21 protein-coding genes are annotated in these 25,427 nt (G+C 63.7%); 8 read left to right on the top strand and 13 right to left on the bottom strand.

Going from position 1 to position 25,427, the window contains the following annotated elements:
* Positions 1 to 27: 27 nt before the first annotated feature.
* The 5 genes from purH to htpX form a co-directional block, all read right to left on the bottom strand.
* Positions 28 to 1,644, bottom strand: coding sequence for a bifunctional phosphoribosylaminoimidazolecarboxamide formyltransferase/IMP cyclohydrolase (purH, locus tag ACWTU9_RS06220; protein WP_455857528.1), 1,617 nt, complete (start codon positions 1,642 to 1,644; stop codon positions 28 to 30).
* A 105-nt stretch (positions 1,645 to 1,749) separates the two neighbouring features.
* Positions 1,750 to 3,474, bottom strand: coding sequence for a heparinase II/III family protein (locus tag ACWTU9_RS06215; protein WP_455857527.1), 1,725 nt, complete (start codon positions 3,472 to 3,474; stop codon positions 1,750 to 1,752).
* Positions 3,475 to 3,690: 216 nt separating this feature from the next.
* On the bottom strand, positions 3,691 to 3,864 hold the full coding sequence (locus ACWTU9_RS06210; protein WP_455857546.1) for a hypothetical protein: 174 nt from the start codon (positions 3,862 to 3,864) through the stop codon (positions 3,691 to 3,693).
* 308 nt (positions 3,865 to 4,172) lie between these two features.
* The gene (locus ACWTU9_RS06205; RefSeq protein ID WP_455857526.1) at positions 4,173 to 5,558 is read right to left on the bottom strand and encodes an RsmB/NOP family class I SAM-dependent RNA methyltransferase; all 1,386 of its coding nucleotides are present in this window, start codon (positions 5,556 to 5,558) and stop codon (positions 4,173 to 4,175) included.
* Positions 5,549 to 6,580, bottom strand: a complete 1,032-nt coding sequence (gene htpX / locus ACWTU9_RS06200; RefSeq protein WP_455857525.1) for a zinc metalloprotease HtpX — start codon at positions 6,578 to 6,580, stop codon at positions 5,549 to 5,551. The genes ACWTU9_RS06205 and htpX overlap by 10 nt, the downstream gene beginning before the upstream one ends.
* A 104-nt stretch (positions 6,581 to 6,684) precedes the next feature.
* Here htpX and ACWTU9_RS06195 point away from each other — a divergent pair, with 104 nt between their 5' ends.
* Positions 6,685 to 6,903: a DUF1674 domain-containing protein gene (locus tag ACWTU9_RS06195; RefSeq protein WP_455857524.1), complete on the top strand. Its 219-nt coding sequence runs from the start codon at positions 6,685 to 6,687 to the stop codon at positions 6,901 to 6,903.
* 7 nt (positions 6,904 to 6,910) lie between these two features.
* On the opposite strand, the gene ACWTU9_RS06190 is transcribed toward ACWTU9_RS06195, so the two are convergent.
* Positions 6,911 to 7,576, bottom strand: a complete 666-nt coding sequence (locus tag ACWTU9_RS06190; protein WP_455857523.1) for an HAD-IA family hydrolase — start codon at positions 7,574 to 7,576, stop codon at positions 6,911 to 6,913.
* A 186-nt stretch (positions 7,577 to 7,762) separates the two neighbouring features.
* On the opposite strand from ACWTU9_RS06190, the gene ACWTU9_RS06185 reads away from it, so the two are divergent.
* From ACWTU9_RS06185 to ACWTU9_RS06175, 3 genes are all read left to right on the top strand, one after another.
* Complete coding sequence (locus tag ACWTU9_RS06185; protein ID WP_455857522.1) at positions 7,763 to 8,632, top strand: transglutaminase-like domain-containing protein; 870 nt, start codon at positions 7,763 to 7,765, stop codon at positions 8,630 to 8,632.
* Positions 8,633 to 8,920: 288 nt separating this feature from the next.
* Complete coding sequence (locus ACWTU9_RS06180) at positions 8,921 to 10,282, top strand: pilus assembly protein TadG-related protein (protein WP_455857521.1); 1,362 nt, start codon at positions 8,921 to 8,923, stop codon at positions 10,280 to 10,282.
* A gap of 486 nt (positions 10,283 to 10,768) precedes the next feature.
* Positions 10,769 to 12,037 carry a class I SAM-dependent methyltransferase gene (locus tag ACWTU9_RS06175; RefSeq protein ID WP_455857520.1) on the top strand — a complete coding sequence of 423 codons (1,269 nt, stop codon included), beginning with the start codon at positions 10,769 to 10,771 and terminating at the stop codon, positions 12,035 to 12,037.
* Between the two features lies 1 nt (position 12,038).
* On the opposite strand, the gene ACWTU9_RS06170 is transcribed toward ACWTU9_RS06175, so the two are convergent.
* Together ACWTU9_RS06170 and acs are read right to left on the bottom strand one after the other, a co-directional pair.
* A complete protein-coding gene (locus tag ACWTU9_RS06170) occupies positions 12,039 to 12,776 on the bottom strand; it encodes an MOSC domain-containing protein (RefSeq protein WP_455857519.1) in 738 nt (245 codons plus the stop codon).
* 9 nt (positions 12,777 to 12,785) lie between these two features.
* The gene (acs, locus tag ACWTU9_RS06165) at positions 12,786 to 14,741 is read right to left on the bottom strand and encodes an acetate--CoA ligase (protein ID WP_455857518.1); all 1,956 of its coding nucleotides are present in this window, start codon (positions 14,739 to 14,741) and stop codon (positions 12,786 to 12,788) included.
* A 316-nt stretch (positions 14,742 to 15,057) separates the two neighbouring features.
* Here acs and ACWTU9_RS06160 point away from each other — a divergent pair, with 316 nt between their 5' ends.
* Positions 15,058 to 15,330 (top strand): usg protein, encoded by a 273-nt coding sequence (locus ACWTU9_RS06160; protein WP_455857517.1) that lies wholly within the window; start codon positions 15,058 to 15,060, stop codon positions 15,328 to 15,330.
* Positions 15,331 to 15,371: 41 nt separating this feature from the next.
* Here ACWTU9_RS06160 and ACWTU9_RS06155 read toward each other — a convergent pair whose 3' ends face one another.
* From ACWTU9_RS06155 to ACWTU9_RS06145, 3 genes are all read right to left on the bottom strand, one after another.
* The gene (locus ACWTU9_RS06155) at positions 15,372 to 16,406 is read right to left on the bottom strand and encodes an aldo/keto reductase (RefSeq protein WP_455857516.1); all 1,035 of its coding nucleotides are present in this window, start codon (positions 16,404 to 16,406) and stop codon (positions 15,372 to 15,374) included.
* Positions 16,407 to 16,449: 43 nt separating this feature from the next.
* On the bottom strand, positions 16,450 to 17,736 hold the full coding sequence (locus tag ACWTU9_RS06150) for an SGNH/GDSL hydrolase family protein (protein WP_455857515.1): 1,287 nt from the start codon (positions 17,734 to 17,736) through the stop codon (positions 16,450 to 16,452).
* 66 nt (positions 17,737 to 17,802) lie between these two features.
* A complete protein-coding gene (locus tag ACWTU9_RS06145; protein ID WP_455857514.1) occupies positions 17,803 to 18,996 on the bottom strand; it encodes an MFS transporter in 1,194 nt (397 codons plus the stop codon).
* A 125-nt stretch (positions 18,997 to 19,121) separates the two neighbouring features.
* On the opposite strand from ACWTU9_RS06145, the gene ACWTU9_RS06140 reads away from it, so the two are divergent.
* Positions 19,122 to 20,030, top strand: a complete 909-nt coding sequence (locus tag ACWTU9_RS06140) for a LysR family transcriptional regulator (RefSeq protein ID WP_455857513.1) — start codon at positions 19,122 to 19,124, stop codon at positions 20,028 to 20,030.
* A gap of 50 nt (positions 20,031 to 20,080) precedes the next feature.
* On the opposite strand, the gene ACWTU9_RS06135 is transcribed toward ACWTU9_RS06140, so the two are convergent.
* Together ACWTU9_RS06135 and ACWTU9_RS06130 are read right to left on the bottom strand one after the other, a co-directional pair.
* Positions 20,081 to 21,130: an aldo/keto reductase gene (locus tag ACWTU9_RS06135; RefSeq protein WP_455857512.1), complete on the bottom strand. Its 1,050-nt coding sequence runs from the start codon at positions 21,128 to 21,130 to the stop codon at positions 20,081 to 20,083.
* Positions 21,131 to 21,240: 110 nt separating this feature from the next.
* Positions 21,241 to 21,903 (bottom strand): YggS family pyridoxal phosphate-dependent enzyme, encoded by a 663-nt coding sequence (locus ACWTU9_RS06130; RefSeq protein WP_455857511.1) that lies wholly within the window; start codon positions 21,901 to 21,903, stop codon positions 21,241 to 21,243.
* 147 nt (positions 21,904 to 22,050) lie between these two features.
* On the opposite strand from ACWTU9_RS06130, the gene leuS reads away from it, so the two are divergent.
* Complete coding sequence (leuS, locus tag ACWTU9_RS06125; RefSeq protein WP_455857510.1) at positions 22,051 to 24,678, top strand: leucine--tRNA ligase; 2,628 nt, start codon at positions 22,051 to 22,053, stop codon at positions 24,676 to 24,678.
* Positions 24,665 to 25,240: an LPS assembly lipoprotein LptE gene (lptE, locus tag ACWTU9_RS06120; protein ID WP_455857509.1), complete on the top strand. Its 576-nt coding sequence runs from the start codon at positions 24,665 to 24,667 to the stop codon at positions 25,238 to 25,240. Before leuS ends, lptE begins: the two co-directional genes overlap by 14 nt.
* The last annotated feature ends 187 nt before the right edge of the window (positions 25,241 to 25,427 follow it).

The following is a 25,427-nucleotide window of genomic DNA, read 5'->3' as shown; positions in this document are numbered from 1 at the left end:
CCCATCATGGGGAGGGTAAAAAAGGCGCTAATGCCGGAAATGCCTCACGCCGGTAAACACCATGGCGATGCCATGCTCATCCGCGGCGGCGATGACGTCTTCGTCGCGCATCGAGCCGCCGGGCTGGATGACGGCGGTGGCGCCGGCTTCGATCGCCGATAGGAGCCCGTCGGCAAAGGGGAAGAAGGCGTCCGAAGCGACGACCGAGCCTTTGGTCAGCGGCTCGGCCAGGCCTGCAGCCTCGGCGGCGTCGAGCGCCTTGCGGGCGGCGATGCGCGAGGAATCAACGCGGCTCATCTGGCCGGCGCCGATGCCGACGGTGGCCCCGTCCCTGGCGTAGACGATGGCGTTCGATTTGACGTGCTTGGTGATGCGGAAGGCGAATTTGAGGTCGGCCATTTCGGTTGCCGTCGGCGCGCGCCTGGTCACCACCTTGAGTTCGAGATCGTCGACGACCGCATTGTCGCGGCCCTGGACGAGCATGCCGCCGGCAACGGATTTCACCGTGATGCCGGCAGAACGCGGATCGGACAGGCCGCCGGTAACCAGCAGGCGCAAATTCTTCTTGGCGGCAACGATGCGGACGGCGTCTTCCGAGGCATTCGGCGCGATGATCACTTCGGTGAAGGTCTTGACGATCTCCTCCGCCGCCTCGGCGTCGAGAATGCGGTTCATTGCGACGATGCCGCCAAAGGCCGAGACCGGATCGCAGGCCAGCGCCCTGGCATAAGCCTCTGTCAGCGAGACGCCCTCGGCGACACCGCACGGGTTGGCGTGCTTGATGATGGCGACGGCCGCGCAGCGGTTGGGGTCGAACTCGCCGACGAGCTCGAAGGCCGCGTCGGTGTCGTTGATGTTGTTGTAGGACAGTTGCTTGCCCTGCAACTGCCGCGCCGTGGCGACGCCCGGCCGGTTGTCACCATTGACGTAGAAGCCGGCGCTTTGGTGCGGGTTTTCGCCATAACGCATGACGCTTTCCAGCTTGCCGCCAAAGGCACGCCATGTCGGATGCTCGATCTCCAGCGTCTCGGCGAACCAGCCGGAGATTGCGGCATCATAAGTCGCGGTGCGGGCAAAAGCCTTGGCCGCCAGCTTCTTGCGAAAGTCCAGCGACAGCGAGCCGATGTTCATCTCCAGCGCATTGAGGACCGAGGCGTAGTCGCCGGGATCGGTGACGATGGCGACATAGGCGTGGTTCTTGGCCGAAGCGCGGATCATCGCAGGGCCGCCAATGTCGATGTTCTCGACAACAGCGGCATAGTCGGCGCCGGACCGGCGGACTTCCTCGAACGGGTAGAGATTGGAAACGAGAAGATCGATCGGCTCGATACGGTGATCATGCATCGCCTTGGCGTGCTCGGGATCATCGCGCACGCCGAGCAGCGCGCCGTGCACCGACGGATGCAGCGTCTTGACGCGGCCGTCCATGATCTCGGGAAAGCCGGTCAGTTCGGAGACATCGCGCACGGCAAGGCCGGCTTCGGCAATCGCCTTTGCCGTGCCGCCGGTCGATACCAGCTCGACGCCGGCCGCGGCCAGGCTCCTGGCGAAGTCGATCAGGCCGGTCTTGTCGAAAACGGAAAGCAGTGCGCGGCGAACCGGAACGAGGTCGGGTGCCGGAATGTTCTTGGCGGCGACGGCCATGGGCTGGCGGCCTTTCAGGGCTGATTGGAGAGCGTTGCCGGGCCGTAGCACATGAGGTCAGGAAATCAAGCGGAAGCTCGATCAAGCCGGCACCGGCAACGACGCTCAGTTGTTCTCGGGGTAGCCGGCGATGCCGGTGCGCGTCAGCTGCCAATGGACCTCGGCAATTTCCGAGGCCTTGAAGGCGAGCACGATCTGGCGGCTGCGGCGCGGGCCGCCAAGGCCGGCGAAATAGATCGATTCCTCGACCTCCGGCACCACCTCCGAGCAGGTGAAGACCCAGGTGTCGGCCTGGTCGGCGGTCAGCACCAGGCGGTCATGCTCGTCCTGCAGTAGATTGATGTCGGGATGGATGTGGAAGCGCACGACGACGAAATCGCGGCCGTTGTTGCGGATCGCCGCACCGCCGGGACGCAGGATGCGGTCCCTGCCGGCGAGCACATTGCCCTCGCTCGACAATTTCATCTCGCGCTCATGCAGAAAGCCGAAGCGCTGGATATAGCCGTCATGACGGGCGATGAAGCCTTGCGTGCCTTTCTGGTCGATGCGCTTGCACGGCACATGCTGCGGGCCGCCCAGCAGTGGCGTGCCGAGCAGGTCGTTGACGCGCAGCGAATGGGAAAACCGCGCCGACGAGGTGTCGTTGATGGTGGCGGTCGAGTGTGCCGCGGTGGCGCGGGCCAGCGGTCGGAATTCGGCGGCGCCGTAGGTGTCGATGCCAGCGTTGACGACATAATGCTGGCGGCCCGAGGATAGCTCGAAGGCCAGGCACCCGGCATGCGCGGCGTTGGATACGTCGACGGGTGGCGACGCGCCGGTATCGGCAATGACCGTCACGCCGCCCATCGACAGTCGCTCATAGCCGGAATGCGGCGCATGCAGCAGCGGCGCGCCGGCGGTGTCGTCATGACGCAATATGGTGGCGATGCGGTCGTGGATGGTCGCGCCCATGCCATTGAAGCGGGCGAGGCTGCCGTCCTGATGGCGGAAGAAACGCAGCGCCGGCAGCATGCGGTCGATGGCGCCCATAAGTGCTGCCGGCGGCGTTTCGGCCTGGTTGGCATAGGTCTGGCGCAATGGCAGGAGATCGGCGAGCAGTTCGAGAACCGACATCGGATTGCGCGAAATATGGCCGCCGTCGGGGAGGATCTGCCGATCGAGTTCTTCCGCCAGATTGCGGGTGGCGCCGCGCAATGCCGAGGCTGGCGCTGGCAGCGATAGCGCGGCGAAGGCAAGCGCGATGCGGGCGCGCAGCCTGTCCTTGCCATCCGGCATTTCGCGCGCCATCGAACGGAGATAGCGGATCTGCACGGCAAGCGATTTCAGGAAGGCGCGGTAAAAGGGAAATTCGGCCCCTTGTAGGACAACCGAGGAATGTTGCAACCAGGCGATGACCCGCTTGGCCGTTGTACCCGGCTCCCAGGCGATGCCGGAAATCTGGTTGCCATGGATGGCGATCCAGTCGGAAACCAGCGCGCGGGCATTGGCGGCGGCAAGCTCGGTGCCGGCGGCGCGCATGTGGCGCAGCCAGCGGAAGCCGTGCAGCGTCTTCACCCAGCCGCGATTGGCGACTTCGATCTGGAATGGCGATTTGCCGCCGGTCTCGACCAGGTGGCCCGACAGCGGATAACGGCCATAATAGATTTCGAGCGCGATCTGAGGGTCGGCGAGGCGCAGGTCCGGTGGCGCAATCAGGACGCGCTCCGGCGTGCGTCCGGAATAGCGCCAGCGATAGACCGGCCCTGCGCGCAGGCGCCGGCGCGTCTTGCGCCAAAGCTCCTTAGCGACAAGCGTCCACAGACGTGTCGTGCTGCCGGCCGCCAGTGCCAAAACCCCTCCTCGTCACCTGTGATAGAGCATGATGTTGTCCCAAAACCGCGTCACACTTTTCGGCATCGTGCTCCTGTACCCCAGCACAAGCTTATATGATTCAAGAACTTATGCGAAGTCGAATTCCGCCGACGTGAAGGGCTTCACGTTGCCGTCGGCCGATCCATCCCGAAAAAAGTCAAGCGATTTCCGAGGCTAAGCCCGACAATCCAGCGCTCACTTGCGGTTGTGGCGCGATCGGAACCCGCTCGGCGAACAGTTTTCGCGATCGCGAAACGGGCGCGAGAAATAGAAGGCCTCGTGGATGCCGACGGCGGCGGCGATGGATTGTCCACCGATATTCGCTACCAGAATGTCGATGATGAAATCGATGCCAGGAGGGGGAAGCATTGGTCTCTCGACGACATGCTTTAAGGAATCGCAAGCGCTCGGGTATCGGCTGGACCTCTACGACTTCGTCACCCCAGGGAGAAGCAGGAGCGAAGCCTGTCGCGGAGACCGTGGGATCATGCCGCGACATCGATCGGAGGATGCAGCGGAGCGGAATTCTGCACCGTGCCCAAGCCTTGGTGTCACGGCACGGATTCCGGGGTCTGCGCCGCGTCGCTTCGCTCCTTGCTCCGCCCCAGAATGACGAAGTCACGAAGGCTTCAGCCAATCACCAAGGTCAGCGGTCCAAAACCTCTGTGCCAAAAATCCTAAGCCACACGCCGCATGCGAGCGGCGAAGAAGCCGTCCAGGCCGGAAATTCCCGGCGAGCCGAGATCGAGATCGGCGGGCGTTGTGCGCAGCGTGCCTTGCGGGGTCAGGAACGCGTCGAGCCCGGCGATTTCGCCTGGCCGCAATGGATCGTCGGCGATGTTCTTGTTGCCGGCCAGAAAGGCGCGGTACAGATCCTCGCCTTCGATCGGGTCTAGCGAACAGTTGGAAAAAACAATCCGACCGCCCGGTTTGACCAACATGACGGCACGGGCGAGCAGCCCTGCCTGCAGCTCGGCGAGCTTTTCGACGTCGGCCACCGTCTTCGTCCATGGCACATCGGGGTGCCGCCGCACCGTGCCGATCGAGGAGCAAGGGGCGTCGAGCAGCACGGCGTCGAACAACTCCTGCGGCTGGTACTTCAGCAGATCGGCCTGGACGATTTCCGCCGACAGGCCGAGGCGTTTGAGGTTCTGCGTCAGCCGCGCCAGCCGGTTCTTCGAGGTGTCCACGGCAGTGACCTTTGCATCGGCAAGGATCAACTGGGCGGTCTTGCCGCCCGGGGCGGCGCAGAGATCGGCGACGCGCAGTCCTTGGACATCGCCGAACAGCCGCGCCGGAAAACTGGCGGCGGCGTCCTGGACCCACCAGGCGCCTTCGGCAAAGCCGGGCAGGTCGGTGACGGCGGCGCTGAGCTTTTCCACGCGGATTGTGCCGGTCGGCAGCACGATGCCGCCGAGCTTTTCGGCCCACAGTTCGGGGCCGGCCTTGACCGTGAAATCGACCGGCGCCTCGACGCGGTGCGCGGCCAGGATCCGTCCGGTCATCTCGGCCCCATAGGCAGCTTTCAGCCGGTCGGTGAACCACTTTGGCGCTTCATCGGTGGCGGCAAGTGCTGCCGGCAGTTCCAAGTCCTTGGCGCGCGCCAGTGTGCGCAGCACGCCGTTGACGAGACCGGAAAAGCGCTGCGCGCGCGGATCGGACTTGGCGTGGGTCACGGCCAAATCGACGGCGGCGCTGTCGGGGATGTCGAGGAACAGGATCTGCGCCGCCGCCACATGCAGGATGTGCGACAGAGCCGAGGCGTTGGGCGGCAGCGACTTTTCCAGGCGACGCGCAAGCAGCCCGGCAATGGTCATGCGGTAGCGCAGCGCGGTCACCAGTATGGCGCGCACCAGGCCACGGTCGCGCAGGTCGAGCGCCTTGTATTGCGGATGGCCGTTCTCGTGGTCGGTCAGTCCGTCGAGTGGTGTCCTCGCATCGATGACGGCGGCCAGCAGCCGCGCCGCCGCCTTGCGCGCGGCGAGGCCGGCGACGGGCTCACCTGCATTGTCTTCACGATTGCCTGAATGCGCGGGCCGGCCCCTGGCTCCGCTCACGACCACGGACCTTTGGGTCCGGTCGGGTTGCGGCCCCACGGATTGGATTTTGGCTTGGCCGGTTCGGCCGGTGGCTCGGGCTGGGTCGCCTTGCCCCACGGGCCTTGCTGGCCATCAGTCTGCAATTCTTCGGACGGCTCGGGCGCTGGCGCCTGACGCGGCGCCGGCTGGCTGGTGCGGCCTGCCATCTCGCGCGCCATCTCCTGCAGCGCGGCGATGCGGTTGTCGGTGTTCGGGTGGGTCGAAAACAGGCTGTCCATGCGCTCGCCATGAAGGGGATTGATGATGAAGAGATGCGCGGTCGCGGGATTGCGCTCGGCATCCGGGTTGCGGATGCGTTCGGCGCCGCGGGCGATCTTGTCAAGGGCGGACGCCAGCCAAAGCGGATTTCCAACGATTTCGGCGCCGCGCCGGTCGGCCTCGTATTCGCGCGTGCGGCTGACCGCCATCTGCACGATCATTGCGGCGAACGGCGCCACCAGCATCGCCACCAGCACGCCGACAAAGCCGAACGGGTTGTTGTTGTCGCGGCTGCCGCCGAAGAAGAAGGCGAAATTGCCGAGCATCGAGATCGCGCCGGCGAGCGTGGCGACGATGGTCATGGTCAGCGTGTCGCGGTGCTGGATGTGAGCCAACTCGTGCGCCATGACGGCCGCCACCTCCTCGTGCGAGAGGCGCTCCAGCAGGCCGGTCGAGGCCGCGACCGCGGCATTCTCGGGATTGCGGCCGGTAGCGAAGGCGTTGGGTTGCGGGTTGTCGATCAGATAGGTTTTCGGCATCGGCAGGCCGGCCTGTTTGGCCAGCGCCTCGACGATGGCGTAAAATTCGGGCGCATTCCTGGCGTCGACCTCGACGGCGTGGTTCATCGACAGCACCATCTTGTCGGCATTCCAGTAGCTGAACAGATTGGTGCCGGCGGCGAATAGGAAAGCGATCATCATGCCGCCGGTGCCGCCGATCAGAAAGCCGACGCCCATGAACAGCGCCGTCATCGCGGCCAGAAGCATGGCGGTGCGTAGCGTGCTCATTGTCTGCTCCGTTTGCGGCCGTGGCAGAAAAGGGTCGATCCGGGTGTCATCATCGCTATATGATGGGAAACGCTCGTTCCCGTTTCAATCCGCGGAATTATCGCATGACCGACGAACCCAGTAAAACGCCCGCCGGCACGGATGACGACGCGCCGCCAGAGTTGACACCCGCCGCCCGCCGCGCGCTGGCCGAGGCCAAGGCGCGCCGTGAAGAGTATCGCCAAAAGGAAGACACGCTGCCGAAGGAAGTCGGCGGCCGCGGCGGCAAAGAACCCGGCCGCTACGGCGACTGGGAAGTCAAAGGCCTGACCAGCGACTTTTAGATACGTCCTAGGCCGCGCTGCGCTGTGCCTCCAGCGTCATCCAACCGCTGCCATCAATGGCGATGGAAACAGCGTCATAGCCGGCAATCGCCGTGTGCGGCGTCGCCATCGGATGCTGGTGGGTGGCGCTGATCACCATCACCGACGCGCCCGCCGTCTCGGCAGCGGCGATGCCTGCCGGGGCATCTTCGAAGACCAGGCAGTCGCCGATATCGACGCCGAGCCGTTTTGCCGCCAGCAGGAAACAATCGGGCGCCGGCTTGCCGTGCGAGACGTCCTCGCCTGCAACCATCAGCGCCGGAACCGGGATGCCGGCCGCCTGCATGCGCAGCAGCGCCAGCGGGCGCGGCGCCGAAGTGACGATCGCCCAGCGCTCGGGTGGCAACGCGGTGAGAAACGGCACGGCGCCGGCAATGGGCAGCACGCCTTCGACATCGTCGGACTCGGCCTGAAGAAGCACAAATGCCTCGTGTACCGGGTCGATGCCGGGAAGCGCCAGTTTGGTGATGGTCTCGACGGCGCGTACGCCATGGATCGTCGGCAGGAAGGCGTCAACGTCGAGGCCATGCTTACGCGCCCACGCCGCCCAGACGCGTTCGGCCGAAGCAATCGAATTGAGCACCGTGCCGTCCATATCGAACAGGAAGGCGGCGAATTTTCTGCCTGCAAACATCTGATTTTCCAAAGGGTTTTTCGGGAGCGTTTCGGGAGGGTCAAAACATGTCGTTCGACCGTAACGCCATGGCGCCTGCCTGGGAAGGCGCGGGCGGGTCTTTTCGACAATTCCAGGGAACCATGATCCTGCTTTTAGCGTTTGAACCAAACTGTCTTCCACGACGAAATGACGGGGGGAGTCGCCATGCTGATCCGGCTCGGCTACGAAATCGCCATTGAGTGCACCAATGCCACGCCGGTCATCTCGTTGCTCGAGATCCATGCGGACCGGCAGGCCGACATCAAGCGGCAAACGCGCGTGCTCACGTCGCCTTCGGTGCCGAGCAAGGTCTATCACGACCTGTTCGGCAATGCCTGTCGCCGCTTTGTCGCGCCCGCCGGCAATTTCCGCATCCTCTACGACGCCGCCGTCGAGGACAGCGGCGAGCCCGATGAAGTCAACACGCTGGCCAGGGAAGTGCCGGTGGCGGAACTGCCGGACGATGTGCTCGGCTATCTCCTCGGCAGCCGCTATTGCGAGACCGATCATCTCGGCGGGTTGGCCTGGCAGCTTTTCGGCCATCTGCCGTCCGGCTGGGCGCGGGTGCAGGCGATCGTCGACTATGTTCACAACCGGCTGTCCTTCGGCTACGGCTATGCTCGCCCGACGCGAACGGCCGCCCAGGCGCATGAGGAGCGCGTCGGTGTGTGCCGCGACTTCGCCCATCTGGCGATCACGCTCTGCCGTTGCATGAACATCCCGGCCCGCTACGTGAACGGCTATCTCGGCGACATCGGCGTGCCGGTCGACCCGGCGCCGATGGATTTCTCGGCCTGGATGGAAGTGTTCCTCGAGGGCAAGTGGTATACGTTCGACCCCCGCCACAACATACCGAGGATCGGCCGCGTCGTCATCGCCCGCGGCCGCGACGCGACGGATGTGCCGCTGCTGCACAGTTTCGGTCCGCACCGGCTGAGCCTGTTCAAGGTCTGGACCTATGAGCAGAAGGGCAAGCTGTTCAATCCGCCCTATCACGGCGTCGACAAGACCGTCAGCGCGGGCATGCTCGCGTAGAGCGGTTCGCTGCCGGGATTCTGATCCGCTTCGACACACTGCATCTGCCGGATATCTGTGCCGGATCGGGACCGGGATTCCGCGTGCGGTGGATCATGGTAAGCGCTTCGTAAATGAAGTTTCTTCGGCGATTTTCTGTTTACCGGCTGTTTACCTTGCAGCCTGAGCGAACCAAGCAAAAACAACAGCTTGAGCGGCGATCGACAGCTCCAAAGGAGGCAGTTGCTCGATCCGGCCGGAAACCTGCATTGGCTCCCACATGGCGACGAGGCCGAGGGGAGCTGATAGATGCGGAATTACGAAGGTCTTGTTCACACGGCTGGCGTTTTCGCCAGGGATCGCAGTGGGAGTTTCGCGGTGCTGTTCGGCGTTGCCGCTTCGGTCCTGGCGCTCGGCGTCGGCTTTGCCGTCAACATCTCCCAGATCTACAACGCCAAATCGAGCCTGCAGGGCGTGGTCGATGCCGCTGTCACCTCGACTGCCCGCGACCTGACCACCGGCGTGATCAAGGAAGCCGATGCCAACAAGTCCGTGCAGGCGTTTCTCGACGCCAACAGCATGGCCGGTATACTGCAGGCCAATCAGATCGTTCTCGACAAGCTGACCGTCGACAGGACCGCCAACACTGTCAAGGCCGACGCCCACGTCGATATCGGGCTTTACTTTCCGCTGTTCAGCGTCGGCGACATGCAGCGCGTCGGCGCTTCGACCACGGCGCTCTATTCCGACAAGACCATCGAGGTCTCGATGATGCTCGACGTCACCGGCTCGATGGCTGGTCAGAAGATCAAGGATTTGAGGGCGGCGGCAAGCAATGCCGTCGATGCGTTCCTTGCCGGCCAGGACATTTCGAAGCCGCGGGTGCGCGTCGCCATCGTGCCCTACGCCAACTCGGTCAATGCCGGTGCGCTTGCCGCCAGCAGCGTGTTTGTCGAAACCAAGTCCAGCCAGCGCAAACAGGCGCCCGCCAATAACGACCCGCAAGCCGTCTCGTCATCGACGCGTCCGGACAATTGCGCCACCGAGCGCAAGGGCGCCAACCAGTATACGGATGCCGGCCCCGATGTCGGCATGGTCAATCGCGATTATCTCTTGTCGGGTTTCGCGCAAAACACCAACACGGCGGCCTGTCCCGCCGCAGCGCTGATGCCGCTGACGGCCGACGCCAACGCGCTCAAGAACGTCATCAAGAATTTTTCCGCTTCGGGCGGCACCGCCGGCCATATCGGCGTGCAGTGGGCCTGGTACATGCTGTCGGAAAACTGGGGCGGCGTGATGAAGGCGTCGCAGCGGCCGGCCAAAATGGACCCGAAGAAGGTCGCCAAATTTGCGATCCTGATGACCGACGGCGAATTCAACCTGTCCTATTTCGACGCCAGCAGCGTCGACCAGGTCTACAACGACGCCGGCAAGGAACCGACCCGTACGGCAGCCAAGACCTTGTGCGGCGCGATGCGCAACAAGGGCATCGAGATCTTCACCATCGGCTTCAATCTCACCGAGAAGAACGCCAGGGCGACCTTGCAGGATTGCGCCGGCCCGGACACCGGTAACATCAAGCATTTCTACCAGGTTGCCAGCGGCACCGAACTCAACGATGCCTTCCAGACCATTGCCCGCAACATCGAGAACCTTGCGCTGACCAACTAGCCGACTTTCAGGCTCCAAAGGAAAAGGCCGCCGCTTCTTGACGAAGCCGGCGGCCTTCCGTGTTTCCGTCCATGGCGCGGCCGATGGCGGTGACCGAAGTCACCCACCGCGCTTCTCGCGCCTTAACGGGAAGACTGCTTCCCGAAAGTGCAATCCGCTGAGGCCACGTTCTGGAAAACGAAATCACTCGACATCGGATCACCTCCTTTCGATTTGTTGAACACAATAGAGATGATGGGGTGCGTCGCAGCAAAAGACAAGATGCTGGTTTGAAATAGCTGGCGAGCGGTTACCGTTTCGCGGAAACGGTAACCGCTCTATCTTTTGTTTACGCAATTCCCAAGGGAAAGCGCTGCGCGCTTTTCCCGGGAAAACCGTCGTACACTTTGCCAGGAATTGCTTGGCGGCCGCCGTCTGCGCGCTGGGTTGCGAACGGCCGCCGGGGCGGGCAAACTTCGGCTGGGGACCAGCATTCGGAGGAATGGCATGGAAGCAGCGGAGAAGGCGGCGCGCATCGTGCGAACGGTTATCGAAACGCTGAAGCCGGGTTTTGCGGTCCGGCTGTGGACCGGCGAGCGAATCGGCCCCGCCAGTGGGCCAGTGCTCACCATCAACGACCAGGATATTGTCTGGCAGGTGGTGAAGCGGCCGTCCTTGTCAACGCTGATCGAGATGTGGATTTCCAAGACCATAGACATCGAAGACGGGACGATTTTCGATTTCTACGCCTTGCCGTCGCAAGGCAAGCTCAGGACCAAGATCAAGTCCCTGCCGAAGCTGGCGATCCTGCGCGACCTGCCGGCGGTGCTCTTGTCACGCAAGCAGATGAGTGCGCGCACCGATCTGTCGGGGCGCAATCCCTATGTCAGCGGGTCGAGCCAGGAAGCGATCCAGCATCACTACGACATTTCGAATGCCTTCTACCGGCTCTTCCTTGATGAGCGCATGGTCTACAGCTGCGGCTATTTCACAGATTTCGCCAATGGCATCGACCAGGCGCAGGCCGACAAACTCGATCACATCTGCCGCAAGCTGCGGCTGAAGCCTGGCGAAAAGCTGCTCGATATCGGCTGCGGCTGGGGCGCCATGCTGATCCATGCGGCAAAGAATTACGGCGTCGTCGGCCATGGTGTGTCGCTGTCGCAGGCCCAGACCGATCTCGCCCGCGAGCGCATCCGCGCCGAGGGGCTGGAAGACCGCATCACCATCGAGATCAAATCCTATGCGGAGCTCACCGGTTCCTTCGACAAGATATCGTCGATCGGCATGTTCGAGCATCTCGGGCTCGCCAACCACGCCACCTATTTCAAGACCATCCATCGCCTGCTCAAGCCTGGCGGCATCTATCTGCACCACGCCATCACAAGGCGCAGCAAGGGAGATTTGAAGAAGACCCTGCGCAAGGGACCGGAGTTCAAGGCGCTGCTCAAGTACATTTTCCCTGGCGGCGAACTCGATACGATCGGCATGACGCTCGGCAATTTCGAAGCGCATGGCTTCCTGGTCTACGACGTCGAGAATTTGCGCGAGCATTATGCGCGCACCTGCCGGCTATGGGCGGAAAGGCTGCAGGCCCGCTTCGACGAGGCGGTCGCCGAAGTCGGCGAGGCAAAGGCGCGGCTGTGGCTGCTTTATCTCACCGGTTGTTCGATCACCTTCGAGCGCGCTTCGGCGCAGATTTTCCAGACCGTCGTCACCAAACGCGCGCGCGGCCCAAGCGGCCTGCCGCCGACGCGGGCGGATTTGTATCAGTAGGTTAGAGAAACCGCATCGGCGCGCCGATCTCGACGCTGGCCGGCCTGTCCACCGTGCAGTAGACGCCGAGATTGTGGGCGTTGTGACGCACAAGATTGCGCAGGATGCCGGGGTCGTGGTCGAAGCCGTCCTGGGCAATGATGGTGAAGCCGCAGCGGCGACAGGGCTCGGAGATGGTCAAGAGCAGATCGCCGATGGCGAGCTTGCGGCCGATCCATTCGGTCTCCGGAAACGAACCTTCGACCGCCGCCATGTCGACGACGATGTTGGGTCGGAAGCGGCGCGGATCAGGAACGCCCTCGGGGTGCAGCGCCTTCAGCCGCGCCAGCGATGCGGTGGTCAAGAGATGGATCGGCGCCTTGCGGTAGCGCTCGGCCGTCAGCGGGCCGGCGTAGCCGGGGGCGTTGTCCTGGTTGAATGGCCGGATAGAGGCGGGGAAACCTAGATAGGCTGAGATCGCGCGGTCGCATTCCGCACCCGGTGCGGCCAGCCAGTCGCCATCGGGAACAGCGATCTCCAGCTGCCGGTTGTTGCCCAGCCTTGTGCGGATGCGCGGCACCTTGTGCCACTTGGCGTCGCGATCGGGCCGCGCAATCTCGTTGTCGGAGGTATCGACGAGGCCGAACAGGCGGTCGCCCTCGATGGTCTCAAGGCCAACCGAAATGGCGTTCCGGCGCTCGCCGGCAAGCGAACTAGCGGGGTAACGCCAGAGCTCCGTGACTGCGCCCAGTGCAGCCATCAAATCCCGTCAGCCCTTCTTGTTCTGGCGGTTGGCGACCAGATCGTCGACCACCGCCGGATCGGCCAGTGTCGAAGTATCGCCGAGCGCGGAAAAATCGTCCTCGGCGATCTTGCGCAGGATGCGGCGCATGATCTTGCCGGAGCGCGTTTTCGGCAGGCCGGGGGCGAACTGCAGCTTGTCGGGCGAGGCGATGGCGCCAATCTCCTTGCGGACATGGGCGACAAGCTCCTTGCGCAACTCCTCGCTTGGCTCGACGCCTTTCATCAAGGTGACATAGCTGTAGATGCCCTGGCCCTTGATGTCGTGGGGATAGCCGACGACGGCCGCCTCGGAAACCTTGTCATGGCTCACCAGTGCCGATTCGACTTCGGCCGTGCCCATACGGTGGCCAGAAACGTTGATGACGTCGTCGACGCGGCCGGTGATCCAGTAGTAGCCGTCGGCGTCGCGGCGGCAGCCGTCACCGGTGAAGTACTTGCCCTTGTAGGTGGAAAAATAGGTCTGCACGAAACGGTCGTGGTCGCCATAGACGGTGCGCATCTGGCCGGGCCAGGAATCGGTGATGCAGAGATTGCCATCGGCCGCCCCTTCCAGCACCTTGCCTTCGCCGTCGACCAGCTGCGGCTTGACGCCGAAGAAGGGCCGCGTCGCCGAACCGGCCTTGAGGTCGGTGGCGCCCGGCAGCGGCGTGATCAGGATGCCGCCGGTCTCGGTCTGCCACCAGGTGTCGACGATCGGCACCTTGCCGTTGCCGACGACGTTGAAATACCATTCCCAGGCTTCCGGGTTGATAGGCTCGCCGACCGACCCCAGCACGCGCAGCGATTTGCGCGATGTCTTCTTCACCGGGTCGTCGCCTGCACCCATCAGCGCCCGCAGCGCGGTGGGCGCGGTGTAGAAGATGTTGACCTTGTGCTTGTCGACGACTTCCCAGAAGCGCGACTGCGTGGGGTAGTTCGGCACGCCTTCGAACATCAGCGTCGTCGCGCCGTTGGCGAGCGGGCCGTAGACGATGTAGCTGTGGCCGGTGACCCAGCCGACATCAGCGGTGCACCAGTAGATATCGCCGTCATGGTAGTCGAAGACATATTGGTGCGTCATCGAGGCATAGACGAGATAGCCGGCGGTGGTGTGCAGCACGCCCTTCGGCTTGCCGGTCGAGCCGGAGGTATAGAGGATGAACAGCGGATCCTCGGCCTTCATCTTCTCCGGCTTGCAGTCGCCCTTCACCGTGGCGATCTCGTCATGGTACCAGACGTCGCGGCCCTGTACCCAACCGGTCTTGCCGCCAGTGCGGCGCACGACCACCACTTTTTCGACCTTGGTGCCGGCCTTGGCCGCGATCTCGATCGCCTTGTCGGTGTTTTCCTTCAGCGGGATCGGCTTGCCGCCGCGCAGGCCCTCGTCAGCGGTGATGACGAAAGTCGACTTGCAGTCGTCGATGCGGCCGCCCAATGCGTCCGGCGAAAAGCCGCCGAAGACGATCGAATGGATGGCACCTAGCCTAGTGCAGGCCAGCATCGCATAGGCGGCTTCCGGGATCATCGGCATGTAGATGGTAACGCGGTCGCCCTTCTTGACGCCGTGTTTCTTCATCACATTGGCCAGCCGGCAGACGTGCTCGTAAAGCTCGTTGTAGGTGACCTTCTTGTCGTCGTAGGGATTGTCGCCTTCCCAGATGATCGCGGTCTGGTTGCCGCGTTTCTTCAGATGGCGGTCGATGCAATTGTATGAGACGTTGGTCTCGCCGTCCTCGAACCATTTGATCAACACCTTGCCGTCGAAGGAGGTGTTCTTGACCTTGGTGAAGGGCTTGAACCAGTCGATGCGCTTGCCGTGCTTGCCCCAGAACTTGTCCGGATTCTTCATGCTGTCGGCATACCATTTCAGGTAGGTGTCGTTGTCGATCAGCGCGTTCTTCTTCCACGCCGGCTGGACGCGGTGGACATGGACCTCGGACATGTAAAGCTTTCCTCCCGAACCGTTCCGACGGCTTGACGACCGGCGGCATCGCGGCGAAGCGGCCGCGAATTCGCGGGCATTATTAACAGTTCCGCCGTGACAGCAATATTAGACGTTGGATTCGCGCGGCGGGATGCCGCAGTTCGACTTTTTCGCTTGTGTCAGCACTCGCGGGCGGTCGCTGCTAACTGCATGTTTTCGCGCGGAAAACCCGTTTGCGATCAGGAAAAATCAATAGACAGTTAAGGAACGGCGCGCACAATTCGGAGTTGGGAGGAATGGAGAATCAACCAGGGGAACGCCTAAGGGGGCTGCCATGCGCGACCATTCCGAAATGGACCTGATGCTCAAGGGGTATGGCCTGACCACGGCCAAGATTCTGTATCACTTTCCCGACCACCCGCATCTCCTGCAGAGCTTCATCTGGCAGGATTACGATCTGGCGCCGGAGTTTCCGGTGCTGATCAAATTCATCGAGTTCTGGAAGGCGAAGCTGGACGGGCCGCTGCATTCGATCAGCTACACCCACCAGAAGCTGATCGCGCCGAACGAGTGGCGCAAGGTGGATGGCGAGTTCGTGCTGCACTGAGGGGCGGTACAGCTGGAGATTGGCAGCTTCGCCGTGCCAGCTTAAACCGCCGGCGGGTTGAGCCGGGCAAAGCCTTCCTGGCGGCGATAGGGGAAGTAGGGGTAGGGCGCCGTAACTTCACTTGCGGTGTCGAGCTTCTTCACCTGCTCCGGCGTCAGCGCCCAGCCGATGGCGCCAAGGTTCTGGCGCAGCTGTTCCTCGTTGCGGGCGCCGATGATGACGGAGGAAACGGTCGGGCGCTGCAGCAGCCAGTTGATGGCGATCTGCGGCACGGTCTTGCCGGTCTCTTGCGCCACTGCGTCGAGCGCATCCATGACCCGGTAGAGATGTTCGTCCGCGACCGGCGGGCCGAAATCAGCGGTGTCGTGCAGGCGGCTCTTTTCCGGCAGAGGCTGGCCGCGGCGGATCTTGCCGGTCAGGCGGCCCCAGCCGAGCGGGCTCCACACCAGCGCACCGACGCCCTGGTCGAGGCCGAGCGGCATCAGTTCCCACTCGTAGTCGCGGCCGACCAGCGAGTAGTAGACCTGATGCGCGGCATAGCGCGGGTAGCCACGCCTGTCGGCCTCAGCCAGCGACTTCATCACTTGCCAGCCGGAGAAATTGGAGACGCCGACATAGCGCAGCTTGCCGGCGCGCACGAGATCGTCCAGCGTCGACAGCACTTCCTCGACCGGCGTGCCGGCGTCGAAGGCGTGCAGCTGCAACAGGTCGATGTAATCGGTGCCGAGGCGCTTCAATGCAGCGTCCACCGACTTGATCAGCCGCGAGCGCGACGAACCCCAGTCGGCCGGCCCATCGCCCATCGGCAGCGACGTTTTGGTCGAGATCAGAACGGCATCGCGGCGGCCCTTGATGGCTTCGCCCAGCACGTCTTCCGAAGCGCCGTTCGAATAGACATCCGCCGTGTCGAACAGATTGACGCCGGCCTCAAGGCAGATGTCGATCAGCCGCCGCGCCTCCTTGGCGTCGCTGTTGCCCCAGGCGCCGAACAGAGGGCCGGAGCCGCCGAAAGTGCCGGCGCCAAAGGAGAGTGCGGGCACTTTCAGGCCCGATGCGCCAAGAGGTCTGTAATCCATGGTGTTGTCCTTCAATGGTGAAATCAGGCGGCAACGCAGCCGCTCAGTTTTTGATCAACGGTTCTACAGCCTCGGCCATGGCCCGGTTGCCCTTGCCGCCGGGATGCAAATGGTCGCCGGAATCGAATTCAGGCAGCAGGCGCGTCGGATGCGAGGGATCGCGCAGCAGCAGGTCGAAGTCGACGACGGCATCGAAGGCGCTGCTGGTCTTGATCCAGTCGTTGAGCTCTTGGCGCAACGCGTCCTTCTCCGGCGTGTAGTAGCTGACGAGCGGCGTGCCGCTCAACGCGCCCTCGAAGGGCGTCAACGTACCTCCGATGATCCTCATATTGTGTGCGTGGGCCTGGGCGGCGAGCTGCAGATAGCCGCTGGTCAGCGCCGCCAGGGAAGGCAAGGATTTCTTGGGCGCGAACGGCGTGCCGGGCCAACTGATATCGTTGATGCCGATGAGCACAACCACTGCCTTGGCGCCGGGCTGCGCCAGCACGTCACGGCCGAAGCGCGCCGATGCCTTCACTCCCATTGCGTCGTCGAGCAGCCTGGCTCCGGATATGCCTGCATTGAGCACTGCCACCTGGCTGGAGGCGAGGCGCTCGGCCAGCAAGTCAGGCCAGCGGTTGTCAGCATCACGCGTGGCGCCGTTGCCGTCGGTGATCGAATCGCCAATGGCGATGATTGTGCCGTCATTGGCTGGCGCGTCGACCAGGATTTCGCTGAGCAGGATCCGCGCGTCGGTGGTTTGCGCCGTCGGCATTGTTTCCGAGGCTGTCTGGTCGCCGTCGCCGATATAGGCTGTCTGCTTGCCGTCCCAATGGAACGTCTTGAGCGGCGTTGCCTGCGGCAGGTAGACCGACACCGAAAGTCGGCTCAAGGCATCGAGGCGCAGGTCCACCGGGTCGCTGATCAGAGATGTACCCGGCGCGATTGTGGCCTGGGCCTGTCCGCCGAAGGTCAGCGCGCGATCGGTGCCGGCGACGATTTTCGACCCCTCGCCGGCGACTGCCACACGAGCCTCGCCGATCGGGACCGGCGTGGCGGCATACTCGTTCGACAAGACGACACGGAATTTCTCGCCACCAAGGCTGATCCGGACCGTCTGGCGAACGGTCTGGTTCTTAAGCTGCGGCGGTATCTTCACCGGCAACGCAAAATCGGCGCCCCATGTCGACTGCGGACTGGCCAGCCAGGTGCCAACCCAAGCCTGCTTTTCGCCGGCTATCGCCGGATCGAACATCAACGACGCCGCCAAGGCGAGCGGAACGAGCTTCAAATGCCTGACCGCCGCATAGGCAACAATGGCATAGCGAACCGGATCTCTGCTGTTGGTCACAACGGTCTCTCCTGTTGGGTTCGTGTCCTGGCTTTTGTCGGAGGCAGCGACGTTTCGCAGTCGCGGTCACTCCGCGGCGGCGGAGCAGACGGCGACCGGCGCCAATTGCCCGCCGTTTCTGTCGAGACGCAGCGCCAGGGCGGCGACGCCGAGGGCGGCGACCGGCAGCAAGGCGGCGATCCAGGTCAGCGAGCCGAGGCCGAGGCCATGGGCGATCACCGCGCCGCCGAGCCAGGCACCGGCGGCATTGCCGAGGTTGAAGGCGGCGATGTTGAAGGACGAGGCGAGGCTCTGGCCGGCACCTTGCGCCTTCTCCAGCACCCACATCTGCAGCGGCGCCACGGTGGCAAAGGCGGCCGCGCCGAGCAGGCCGACATAGATCACTGCCAGGACCTGGCTGTGGAGGGCGAAGGTCATGGTGGCGAGCACCAGCGCCAGCACAACGAGGCTGCCCAGCACGGCCGGCACCAGCCAGCGGTCGGCAACCTTGCCGCCGAGCAGATTGCCGGCGATGAGACCGCCACCGAAAACGAGCAGGATCGGCGATACGGCGGCCTCGTTGAAGCCGCTGATCTCGGTCAGCAGCGGGGCGATGTAGGTGAAGACGGCGAAGACGCCGGCATAGCCGAGCACGGTGGTGGCGAGGCCGAGCAGCACCGGCGTGCGGCGCAGAACAGCTAGATCGGCGCGCAAATTGGTCTTTTCGGGCGCCTCCTGGCTGCGCGGCACCAGAAGGAGGATGACGGCAAAGGCCGCGAGGCCGACCAGGGTCACGGCCCAGAAGGTGGCACGCCAGCCGAAGGCCTGGCCGAGCCAGGTGCCGAAGGGCACGCCGAGAATGTTGGCGACGGTCAGCCCGGTGAACATCAGCGCAATCGCCGAGGCCTTCTTGTTGGGCGCGACCAGACCGGTGGCGACCACCGAGCCGACGCCGAAGAAGGTGCCGTGGGCAAAGGCGGTGATGATGCGGGCGCCCATCAGCGTCCAGTAGTCCGGGGCCAGCGCGCAGGCGAGATTGCCGAGCGTGAAGATGGCCATCAGCGCCAGGAGCACGGTCTTGCGCGGCCAGTTGCCGGTGGCGATGGTCAAAAACGGCGCGCCGATGACGACGCCGAGCGCATAGCCGGAAATGAGCTGGCCGGCGGCGGAGATCGAGACGCCGAGATCTTTGCTAACATCGATCAGCAGGCCCATGATGACGAATTCGGTGACACCGATGCCGAAGGCACCGGCGGCGAGTGCGTAAAGAGCGAGAGGCATGGCGGTTCCACTTCGAAGGCGATAGGCGCCCTGTCCAAACCCGCGCCCCGACCCGAGAGATCGTGTTGCCATGCCTTGTGAACCAGACTTGCCTTAGGCATATTTCTTGTGAAATAGATTCACAGATGGCCAGGCCCGACATCAACCGCTCCGGCGAGATCGAAGTGTTTGTCCGCGTCGTCGAGGCGGGCAGCTTCTCGGCCGCGGCGCGGGCGCTGCGCATGACGCCGTCGGCGGTGAGCAAGCTGATCGCGCGGCTCGAGGCAAGGCTCGGCGCGCGGCTGGTCACCCGCTCGACGCGCAAGTTGCTGCTGACGCCGGAAGGAACGGCTTTCTACGACAACGGGGTGCGCATCCTGGCCGACATGGCGGCAGCAGAGCGCGAGGCCGCAGTTGGCGCCGCGCCGCGCGGACTGCTGCGGGTCAACAGCTATGTGCCCTTTGGGGTGCACGGGCTGATCCCGCTGCTGCCGCGCTTTCTCGAACGCTACCCCGAGATTTCAGTCGATCTGGTGCTGACCGACAGCGTCATCGACCTGATGCAGGAGCGTGCCGACGTCGCCATCCGCGCCGGGCCGCTCGGCGAATCACGGCTGGTGGCGCGCAAGCTCGGGCAAAGCCGGATGGCGGTCGTTGCCGCGCCGTCCTACCTCACCGTTCATGGGACGCCGCAGACACCGGCCGATCTCGACAAGCACAATCGCATGGCTTTCGGCTTTGTCCGGCATGTCGATGGCTGGCAGTTTGTCGACGCAGCCGGCAACGACATCATGGTTCCCATCACGGGAAACACGGCGGTCGGCGATGGCGAGTCGATGCGGCTGATGGCGGTTGGCGGCGCCGGCATCGCCAGGCTGGCGCGCTGGCATGTGGCCGATGACATTGCGGCAGGCCGGCTGGTGGCGCTGCTGGAGGATTTCAATCCAGGCGACGAAGAACCTACCCACGCCGTCTATGTCGGCCAGGGCAGGCACCTTCCGGCCCGGGTGCGGGCCTTTCTCGACTTTCTGGTTGAGAGCGTTCGGATGGCTTGAACGATTTTGGGGAGCCCATCTGGCTCCCCAAGCATTCAACTGACGGACTACTACTTCTTCGGCGTGAACGGCGCCGGGCGGCGGCCGGCGCCCTGGCGCTCCAGCATCCAGCCGGGATATTCGGCCGGCAGGGCGCTGACTTCATCCAGCCTGGCGAGATCGTCGGCGTCGAGCTTTACATCGGCGGCTGCAAGGTTCTGCTCCAGCTGCTCCATGCGGCTGGCGCCGATGATGACGCTCATGACGAAGGGTTTTGCCAGCACATAGCCGAGCGCCACCGTGGCGACGCTGACATCGTGCTTCCTGGCAATGTCGCGCATCACGGCGACAGCCGCCCAGGCGCGGTCCTCATTGACCGGCGGGAAGTTGAAGGCGGCGCGGCGGCCTTCGCCATTGCCGGGCGCGCCGGGGCCGTATTTGCCGGACAGCAGGCCGCCGGCCATCGGCGACCACACCATCAGCCCGAGCTTTTCCTCGTTGATCAGCGGTACGATCTCGCGTTCGAGGTCGCGGCCGGCGATCGAATAATAGGATTGGATGGTCTCGAAGCCGGAAAAGCCCTTGCGCTCGGCAATGCCCAGCGCCTTGGCGATGCGCCAGGCCTGCCAGTTGGAAACGCCGATATAACGCACCTTGCCGCTGGCGACGAGATCGTCGAGCGCCCGCAGCGTCTCGTCGATCGGCGTCACCGTGTCGGTGCCGTGCAACTGGTAGAGGTCGATGTGGTCGAGCTGCAGCCGCTCCAGGCTGCCGTCGACCGCATCCATGATATGGCCGCGCGAGGAACCGCGCTCATTCGGCCCCTGGCCCATGATGCCATGCACCTTGGTGGCGATGACGACGTCCGAGCGCTTGACGCCGAGATCCCTCAGCGACTGGCCGAGCAGGCGTTCGGACTGGCCGAACGAATAGACGTCGGCGGTGTCGAAGAAATTGACGCCGGCGGCGATCGAGCGGGCAACAATGTCATTGACGCCCTTCTGGTCGAGGCTGGCGATCAGGCCCCATTGGGCATTCTCGCCGGCGGCGCCGAAGGTCATGGTGCCGAGGCACAGTTCGGAGACGAACATCCCCGTATTTCCGAGTTGATTGTAGCGCATGGTAGCAAGCTCCAGCAAAGTGGTGATGACGCCAAACAAATAGGAACGGCACGTTTCGTTTCCAGTCGTGGTGCAACGAACTGGCGGCTCTGGTCCAAGTGTTGGGTGGCTTATCTGCTGCCGAAAATCGCCGAGCCGACTCGGACGCTTGTGGCGCCGAAGGCGATGGCTGTCTCGTAGTCGCCGGACATGCCCATCGAGAGCTTCGTGATTCCCGCTTCCCGCGCCAGCTTTTCCAGCAGGGCGAAATGCGGGCCGGGGTTCTCGTCGGCCGGCGGAATGCACATCAAGCCTTCGATGGCGAGCCCGTGAACATCGCGGCAGCGGGCGACGAAGGCAACGGCGTCGCGCGGCTCGATGCCGGCCTTTTGCGGCTCCGAGCCGGTGTTGACCTGGACATACAGCTTTGGCGCGCGGCCTTGCCTGGCAATCTCTTTGGCGAGTTCGGCGGCGATCTTCTCGCGGTCGACCGTCTCGATGACGTCGGCCAGCGCAACCGCTTCCTTCGCCTTGTTCGACTGCAGCGGGCCGATGAGGTGCAGCTCGATGTCGGGGAATTCGGCTTTCAACGCCGGCCACTTGCCTTGCGCTTCCTGGACGCGGTTCTCCCCGAAAACGCGCTGGCCGGCTTCGATGACCGGGCGGATGGTGTCGGCTTCGAAGGTCTTCGACACCGCAACCAGCGTCACCGAGCCGGCGTCGCGGCCGGCCTCGCGCTCGGCAGCGGCGATCCCCGTTATGACGGCGAAAAACTGTTCGACGGCGCTGGCCATGCCTATATCCTGCCTGTCTTTCTAGCGCTGGCCAGCTCACCGCAGTTGACGGGTCCGGCAATCCATGGTGAACACCGCGACGACATTTACCTCGGCCACCGGGCCTTGTCCGGCGGTCTGCGCCTGCTTTTAAGTGAAAATCATCCGATGGCAACCGAACGATACAATCCGCGCGCGTCCGAGCCCAAATGGCAGAAAGCCTGGGCCGAGAAGAAGCTGTTCGAAGCGCACAACAACGACCCGAAGCCGAGATACTACGTGCTGGAGATGTTCCCCTATCCGTCGGGGAAGATCCATATCGGCCACACCCGCAACTACACGATGGGCGACGTGGTGGCACGCTACAAGCGGGCGAAGGGCTTCAACGTGTTGCATCCGATGGGCTGGGATGCCTTCGGCATGCCGGCCGAAAATGCGGCCATGCAGAACAAGGTCCATCCCAAGGAATGGACCTACGCCAACATCGCCGCCATGCGCGAGCAGCTCAAGATGATGGGCCTGTCGCTGGACTGGGCGCGCGAATTCGCCACCTGCGACGTCGACTATTACCACCGCCAGCAGATGCTGTTCCTCGATTTTGTCGAGAAGGGCCTGGTGACGCGCAAATCCTCCAAGGTCAACTGGGACCCGGAGGACATGACGGTGCTCGCCAACGAGCAGGTCATCGACGGCCGCGGCTGGCGCTCGGGCGCGCTGGTTGAACAGCGCGAACTGACGCAGTGGTTCTTCAAGATCACCGACTATGCGCAGGATCTGCTGGACTCGTTGAATGGCCTCGGCGAATGGCCGGAAAAGGTCAAGCTGATGCAGCAGAACTGGATCGGCCGCTCGGAAGGGCTGCTGATCCGTTGGCCGCTGGCAGCGCCGGTTGGCGATGCGCACGAGCTGGAAGTCTACACGACCCGGCCCGATACCATTTTCGGCGCCTCCTTCATGGCGGTCGCCGCCGACCATCCGCTGGCCAAAAAGGCCGCCGAAAATAACGTCGAGCTGGCCAAGTTCATCGACGAGGTGCGCCATATGGGCACGTCGGTGGCCGCACTCGAGACGGCCGAGAAGAAGGGCTTCGACACCGGCATCCGCGTCGTCCATCCGTTCGATGAGACCTGGACGCTGCCGGTCTATGTCGCCAATTTCGTGCTGATGGAATACGGCACCGGCGCCATTTTCGGCTGCCCGTCGGGCGACCAGCGCGACCTCGACTTCGCCAACAAATACGGCCTGGCGGTCGTTCCGGTGGTGATGCCAGAAGATGCCGACGCAAAGACCTTCCAGATCACGGAAGAGGCCTATGTCGATGACGGCGTGATGATCAATTCACGTTTCCTCGACGGCATGAAGCCGGACCAGGCCTTCGACGAAGTCGCAAAGCTGCTGGAGCAGAAGGAGATCGGCGGCCGGGCGATGGCCGAGCGCAAGGTGAACTTCCGCCTGCGCGACTGGGGCATTTCGCGGCAACGTTACTGGGGTTGCCCGATCCCGATGATCCATTGCGAGGATTGCGGCGTGGTGCCGGTGCCGAAGGCCGACCTGCCGGTCAAGCTGCCCGACGACATCGAGTTCGACCGTCCCGGCAATCCGCTTGACCGTCACCCGACCTGGCGGCATGTCAAATGCCCGCAATGCGGCAAGGATGCGCGGCGCGAGACCGACACGATGGACACGTTCGTCGATTCGTCCTGGTATTTCGCCCGCTTCACCGCGCCCTGGGCCAATGAGCCGACCGAGCCCAAGGCTGCCGATGACTGGCTGGCGGTCGACCAGTATATTGGCGGCATCGAGCATGCGATCCTGCACCTGCTCTATTCGCGTTTCTTCACCCGCGCCATGCGCGAGACGGGGCATCTCGACCTGGCCGAGCCGTTCAAGGGCCTGTTCACGCAAGGCATGGTGGTGCACGAGACCTACCGTGTCGGCGGCGCGTCGACCAACGGACGCTGGCTGTCGCCGGCTGAGGTCAGGATCGAGGATGCCGGAGGCAAGCGCCGCGCCATCGAGATCGCCACCGGCGAAGAGGCGACGATCGGCTCGCTCGAAAAGATGTCGAAGTCGAAGAAGAACACGGTGAGCCCGGAAGACATTACCGACGGCTACGGCGCCGACACCGCGCGCTTGTTCATGCTGTCGGATTCGCCGCCAGAGCGCGACGTCGAATGGACCAACGACGGTGCTGCCGGCGCGCATCGCTTCATGCAACGCGTCTGGCGCCTGGTGTCGATTGCGGCCGAGACCCTCGACGGCGTCAAGCCGCAGGCCGCGAAGGAGGGCGAGGCGGGGGCTGTTTCCAAGGCCGCGCACAAGATCCTGAAGGCCATCGGCGAGGACATCGAGAGGCTCGGCTTCAACCGTGCGATCGCCCGCATCCGCGAACTGGCCAATGCCTTGACCACGCCGCTCAACGACGTCGCCGAGGGCAAGGCCGATGCGGCGCTCAAGGGCGCCTGCCGCGAGGCCGTCGAGATCCTGGTGCATGTGGTGGCGCCGGTCATGCCACATCTGGCGGAGGAGTGCTGGCATACGCTGGGCGGCGTCGATCTGGTCGCCGAACGGCCGTGGCCGGTCTACGATCCGGCACTGGTGGTCGACAACGAGATTGTGCTGCCGGTCCAGGTCAACGGCAAGAAGCGTGGGGATTTGACAATTGCCCGCGACGCGGACCAAGGTGCGGTCGAAAAAGCGGTGCTGGCCCTCGACTTCGTGCAAAAAGCGCTGGAAGGTAAGGCGCCCCGCAAGGTGATCATCGTGCCGCAGAGGATCGTCAATGTCGTTGCCTGATCTTGAAAAGACGACGCATTTGCTACGCCGTGCCGCGCTGTACGGCATGGTCGCCTCGATGGCGCTGGTTTCGGCCTGCACGGTCAGGCCGCTCTATTCCAGCGCGCCGCTGACGGCAGGTTCGACCGTCAGCGCTTCGACCGAACTGGCATCGATCGCGGTCAAGCCGGTCAAGACCCGCTACGCCCAGCAGGTCCGCAACAATCTGATCTTTGCTTTTGGACAGGGCGCCGGCGAGCCGCCAGCGCCGGTCTACATGCTCGATATCGGCGTCACCGAACTGGTCGAATCAGCGGCGCAAGTGCAAATTCAGAGAGACGAGGACGAGCCCACCGCAGGCACGGTGACGCTGACCGCAAACTATGTGCTGACCGATGCCCAGACCGGTGCGGTCATCGCCACCGGCAAACGCTCGATCCCGTCATCCTTCGACAAACCGACACAGGAGTTCGCCTCCTATCGGGCGCAGCTTGACGCCGAAAACCGTGCCGCGCGCGAACTGGCTGAAATCTTGAGCCTGTCGGTCGCCCAGGACTTGGTCAAGCACGGCAAGAAGGCCTGAGAGGCCGTTTGGAAATTCTACTCCGGCGGCCATCTGATGGCGTTTTCTGCGCTTCCGGTGCTCACGGACCCGAACGTCCGCTGCGCTCCGGTTCTCGAAACCACCACCATATGACTCGCCAGAGCGAATTTCGAAACGGTCTCTGAGCGCTCCAACATATTTCTGATTGCAATAAAAAAGGCCGGTC

The sequence above is a fragment of the Mesorhizobium sp. 128a genome, assembly GCF_053848025.1.
The sequence above is the reverse complement of the archived record's forward strand: the minus strand, read 5'-3'. Positions and strand labels throughout refer to the sequence as shown.

Bases quoted from the DNA above. Each gene is read 5' to 3' on its own strand.
- purH (WP_455857528.1), bottom strand. From the start codon at position 1,644: ATGGCCGTCGCCGCCAAGAACATTCCGGCACCCGACCTCGTTCCGGTT.
- ACWTU9_RS06210 (WP_455857546.1), bottom strand. From the start codon at position 3,864: ATGCTTCCCCCTCCTGGCATCGATTTCATCATCGACATTCTGGTAGCG.
- htpX (WP_455857525.1), bottom strand. From the start codon at position 6,580: ATGAGCACGCTACGCACCGCCATGCTTCTGGCCGCGATGACGGCGCTG.
- ACWTU9_RS06195 (WP_455857524.1), top strand. From the start codon at position 6,685: ATGACCGACGAACCCAGTAAAACGCCCGCCGGCACGGATGACGACGCG.
- ACWTU9_RS06190 (WP_455857523.1), bottom strand. From the start codon at position 7,576: ATGTTTGCAGGCAGAAAATTCGCCGCCTTCCTGTTCGATATGGACGGC.
- ACWTU9_RS06185 (WP_455857522.1), top strand. From the start codon at position 7,763: ATGCTGATCCGGCTCGGCTACGAAATCGCCATTGAGTGCACCAATGCC.
- ACWTU9_RS06180 (WP_455857521.1), top strand. From the start codon at position 8,921: ATGCGGAATTACGAAGGTCTTGTTCACACGGCTGGCGTTTTCGCCAGG.
- ACWTU9_RS06175 (WP_455857520.1), top strand. From the start codon at position 10,769: ATGGAAGCAGCGGAGAAGGCGGCGCGCATCGTGCGAACGGTTATCGAA.
- ACWTU9_RS06170 (WP_455857519.1), bottom strand. From the start codon at position 12,776: ATGGCTGCACTGGGCGCAGTCACGGAGCTCTGGCGTTACCCCGCTAGT.
- acs (WP_455857518.1), bottom strand. From the start codon at position 14,741: ATGTCCGAGGTCCATGTCCACCGCGTCCAGCCGGCGTGGAAGAAGAAC.
- ACWTU9_RS06160 (WP_455857517.1), top strand. From the start codon at position 15,058: ATGCGCGACCATTCCGAAATGGACCTGATGCTCAAGGGGTATGGCCTG.
- ACWTU9_RS06155 (WP_455857516.1), bottom strand. From the start codon at position 16,406: ATGGATTACAGACCTCTTGGCGCATCGGGCCTGAAAGTGCCCGCACTC.
- ACWTU9_RS06145 (WP_455857514.1), bottom strand. From the start codon at position 18,996: ATGCCTCTCGCTCTTTACGCACTCGCCGCCGGTGCCTTCGGCATCGGT.
- ACWTU9_RS06140 (WP_455857513.1), top strand. From the start codon at position 19,122: ATGGCCAGGCCCGACATCAACCGCTCCGGCGAGATCGAAGTGTTTGTC.
- ACWTU9_RS06135 (WP_455857512.1), bottom strand. From the start codon at position 21,130: ATGCGCTACAATCAACTCGGAAATACGGGGATGTTCGTCTCCGAACTG.
- ACWTU9_RS06130 (WP_455857511.1), bottom strand. From the start codon at position 21,903: ATGGCCAGCGCCGTCGAACAGTTTTTCGCCGTCATAACGGGGATCGCC.
- leuS (WP_455857510.1), top strand. From the start codon at position 22,051: ATGGCAACCGAACGATACAATCCGCGCGCGTCCGAGCCCAAATGGCAG.
- lptE (WP_455857509.1), top strand. From the start codon at position 24,665: ATGTCGTTGCCTGATCTTGAAAAGACGACGCATTTGCTACGCCGTGCC.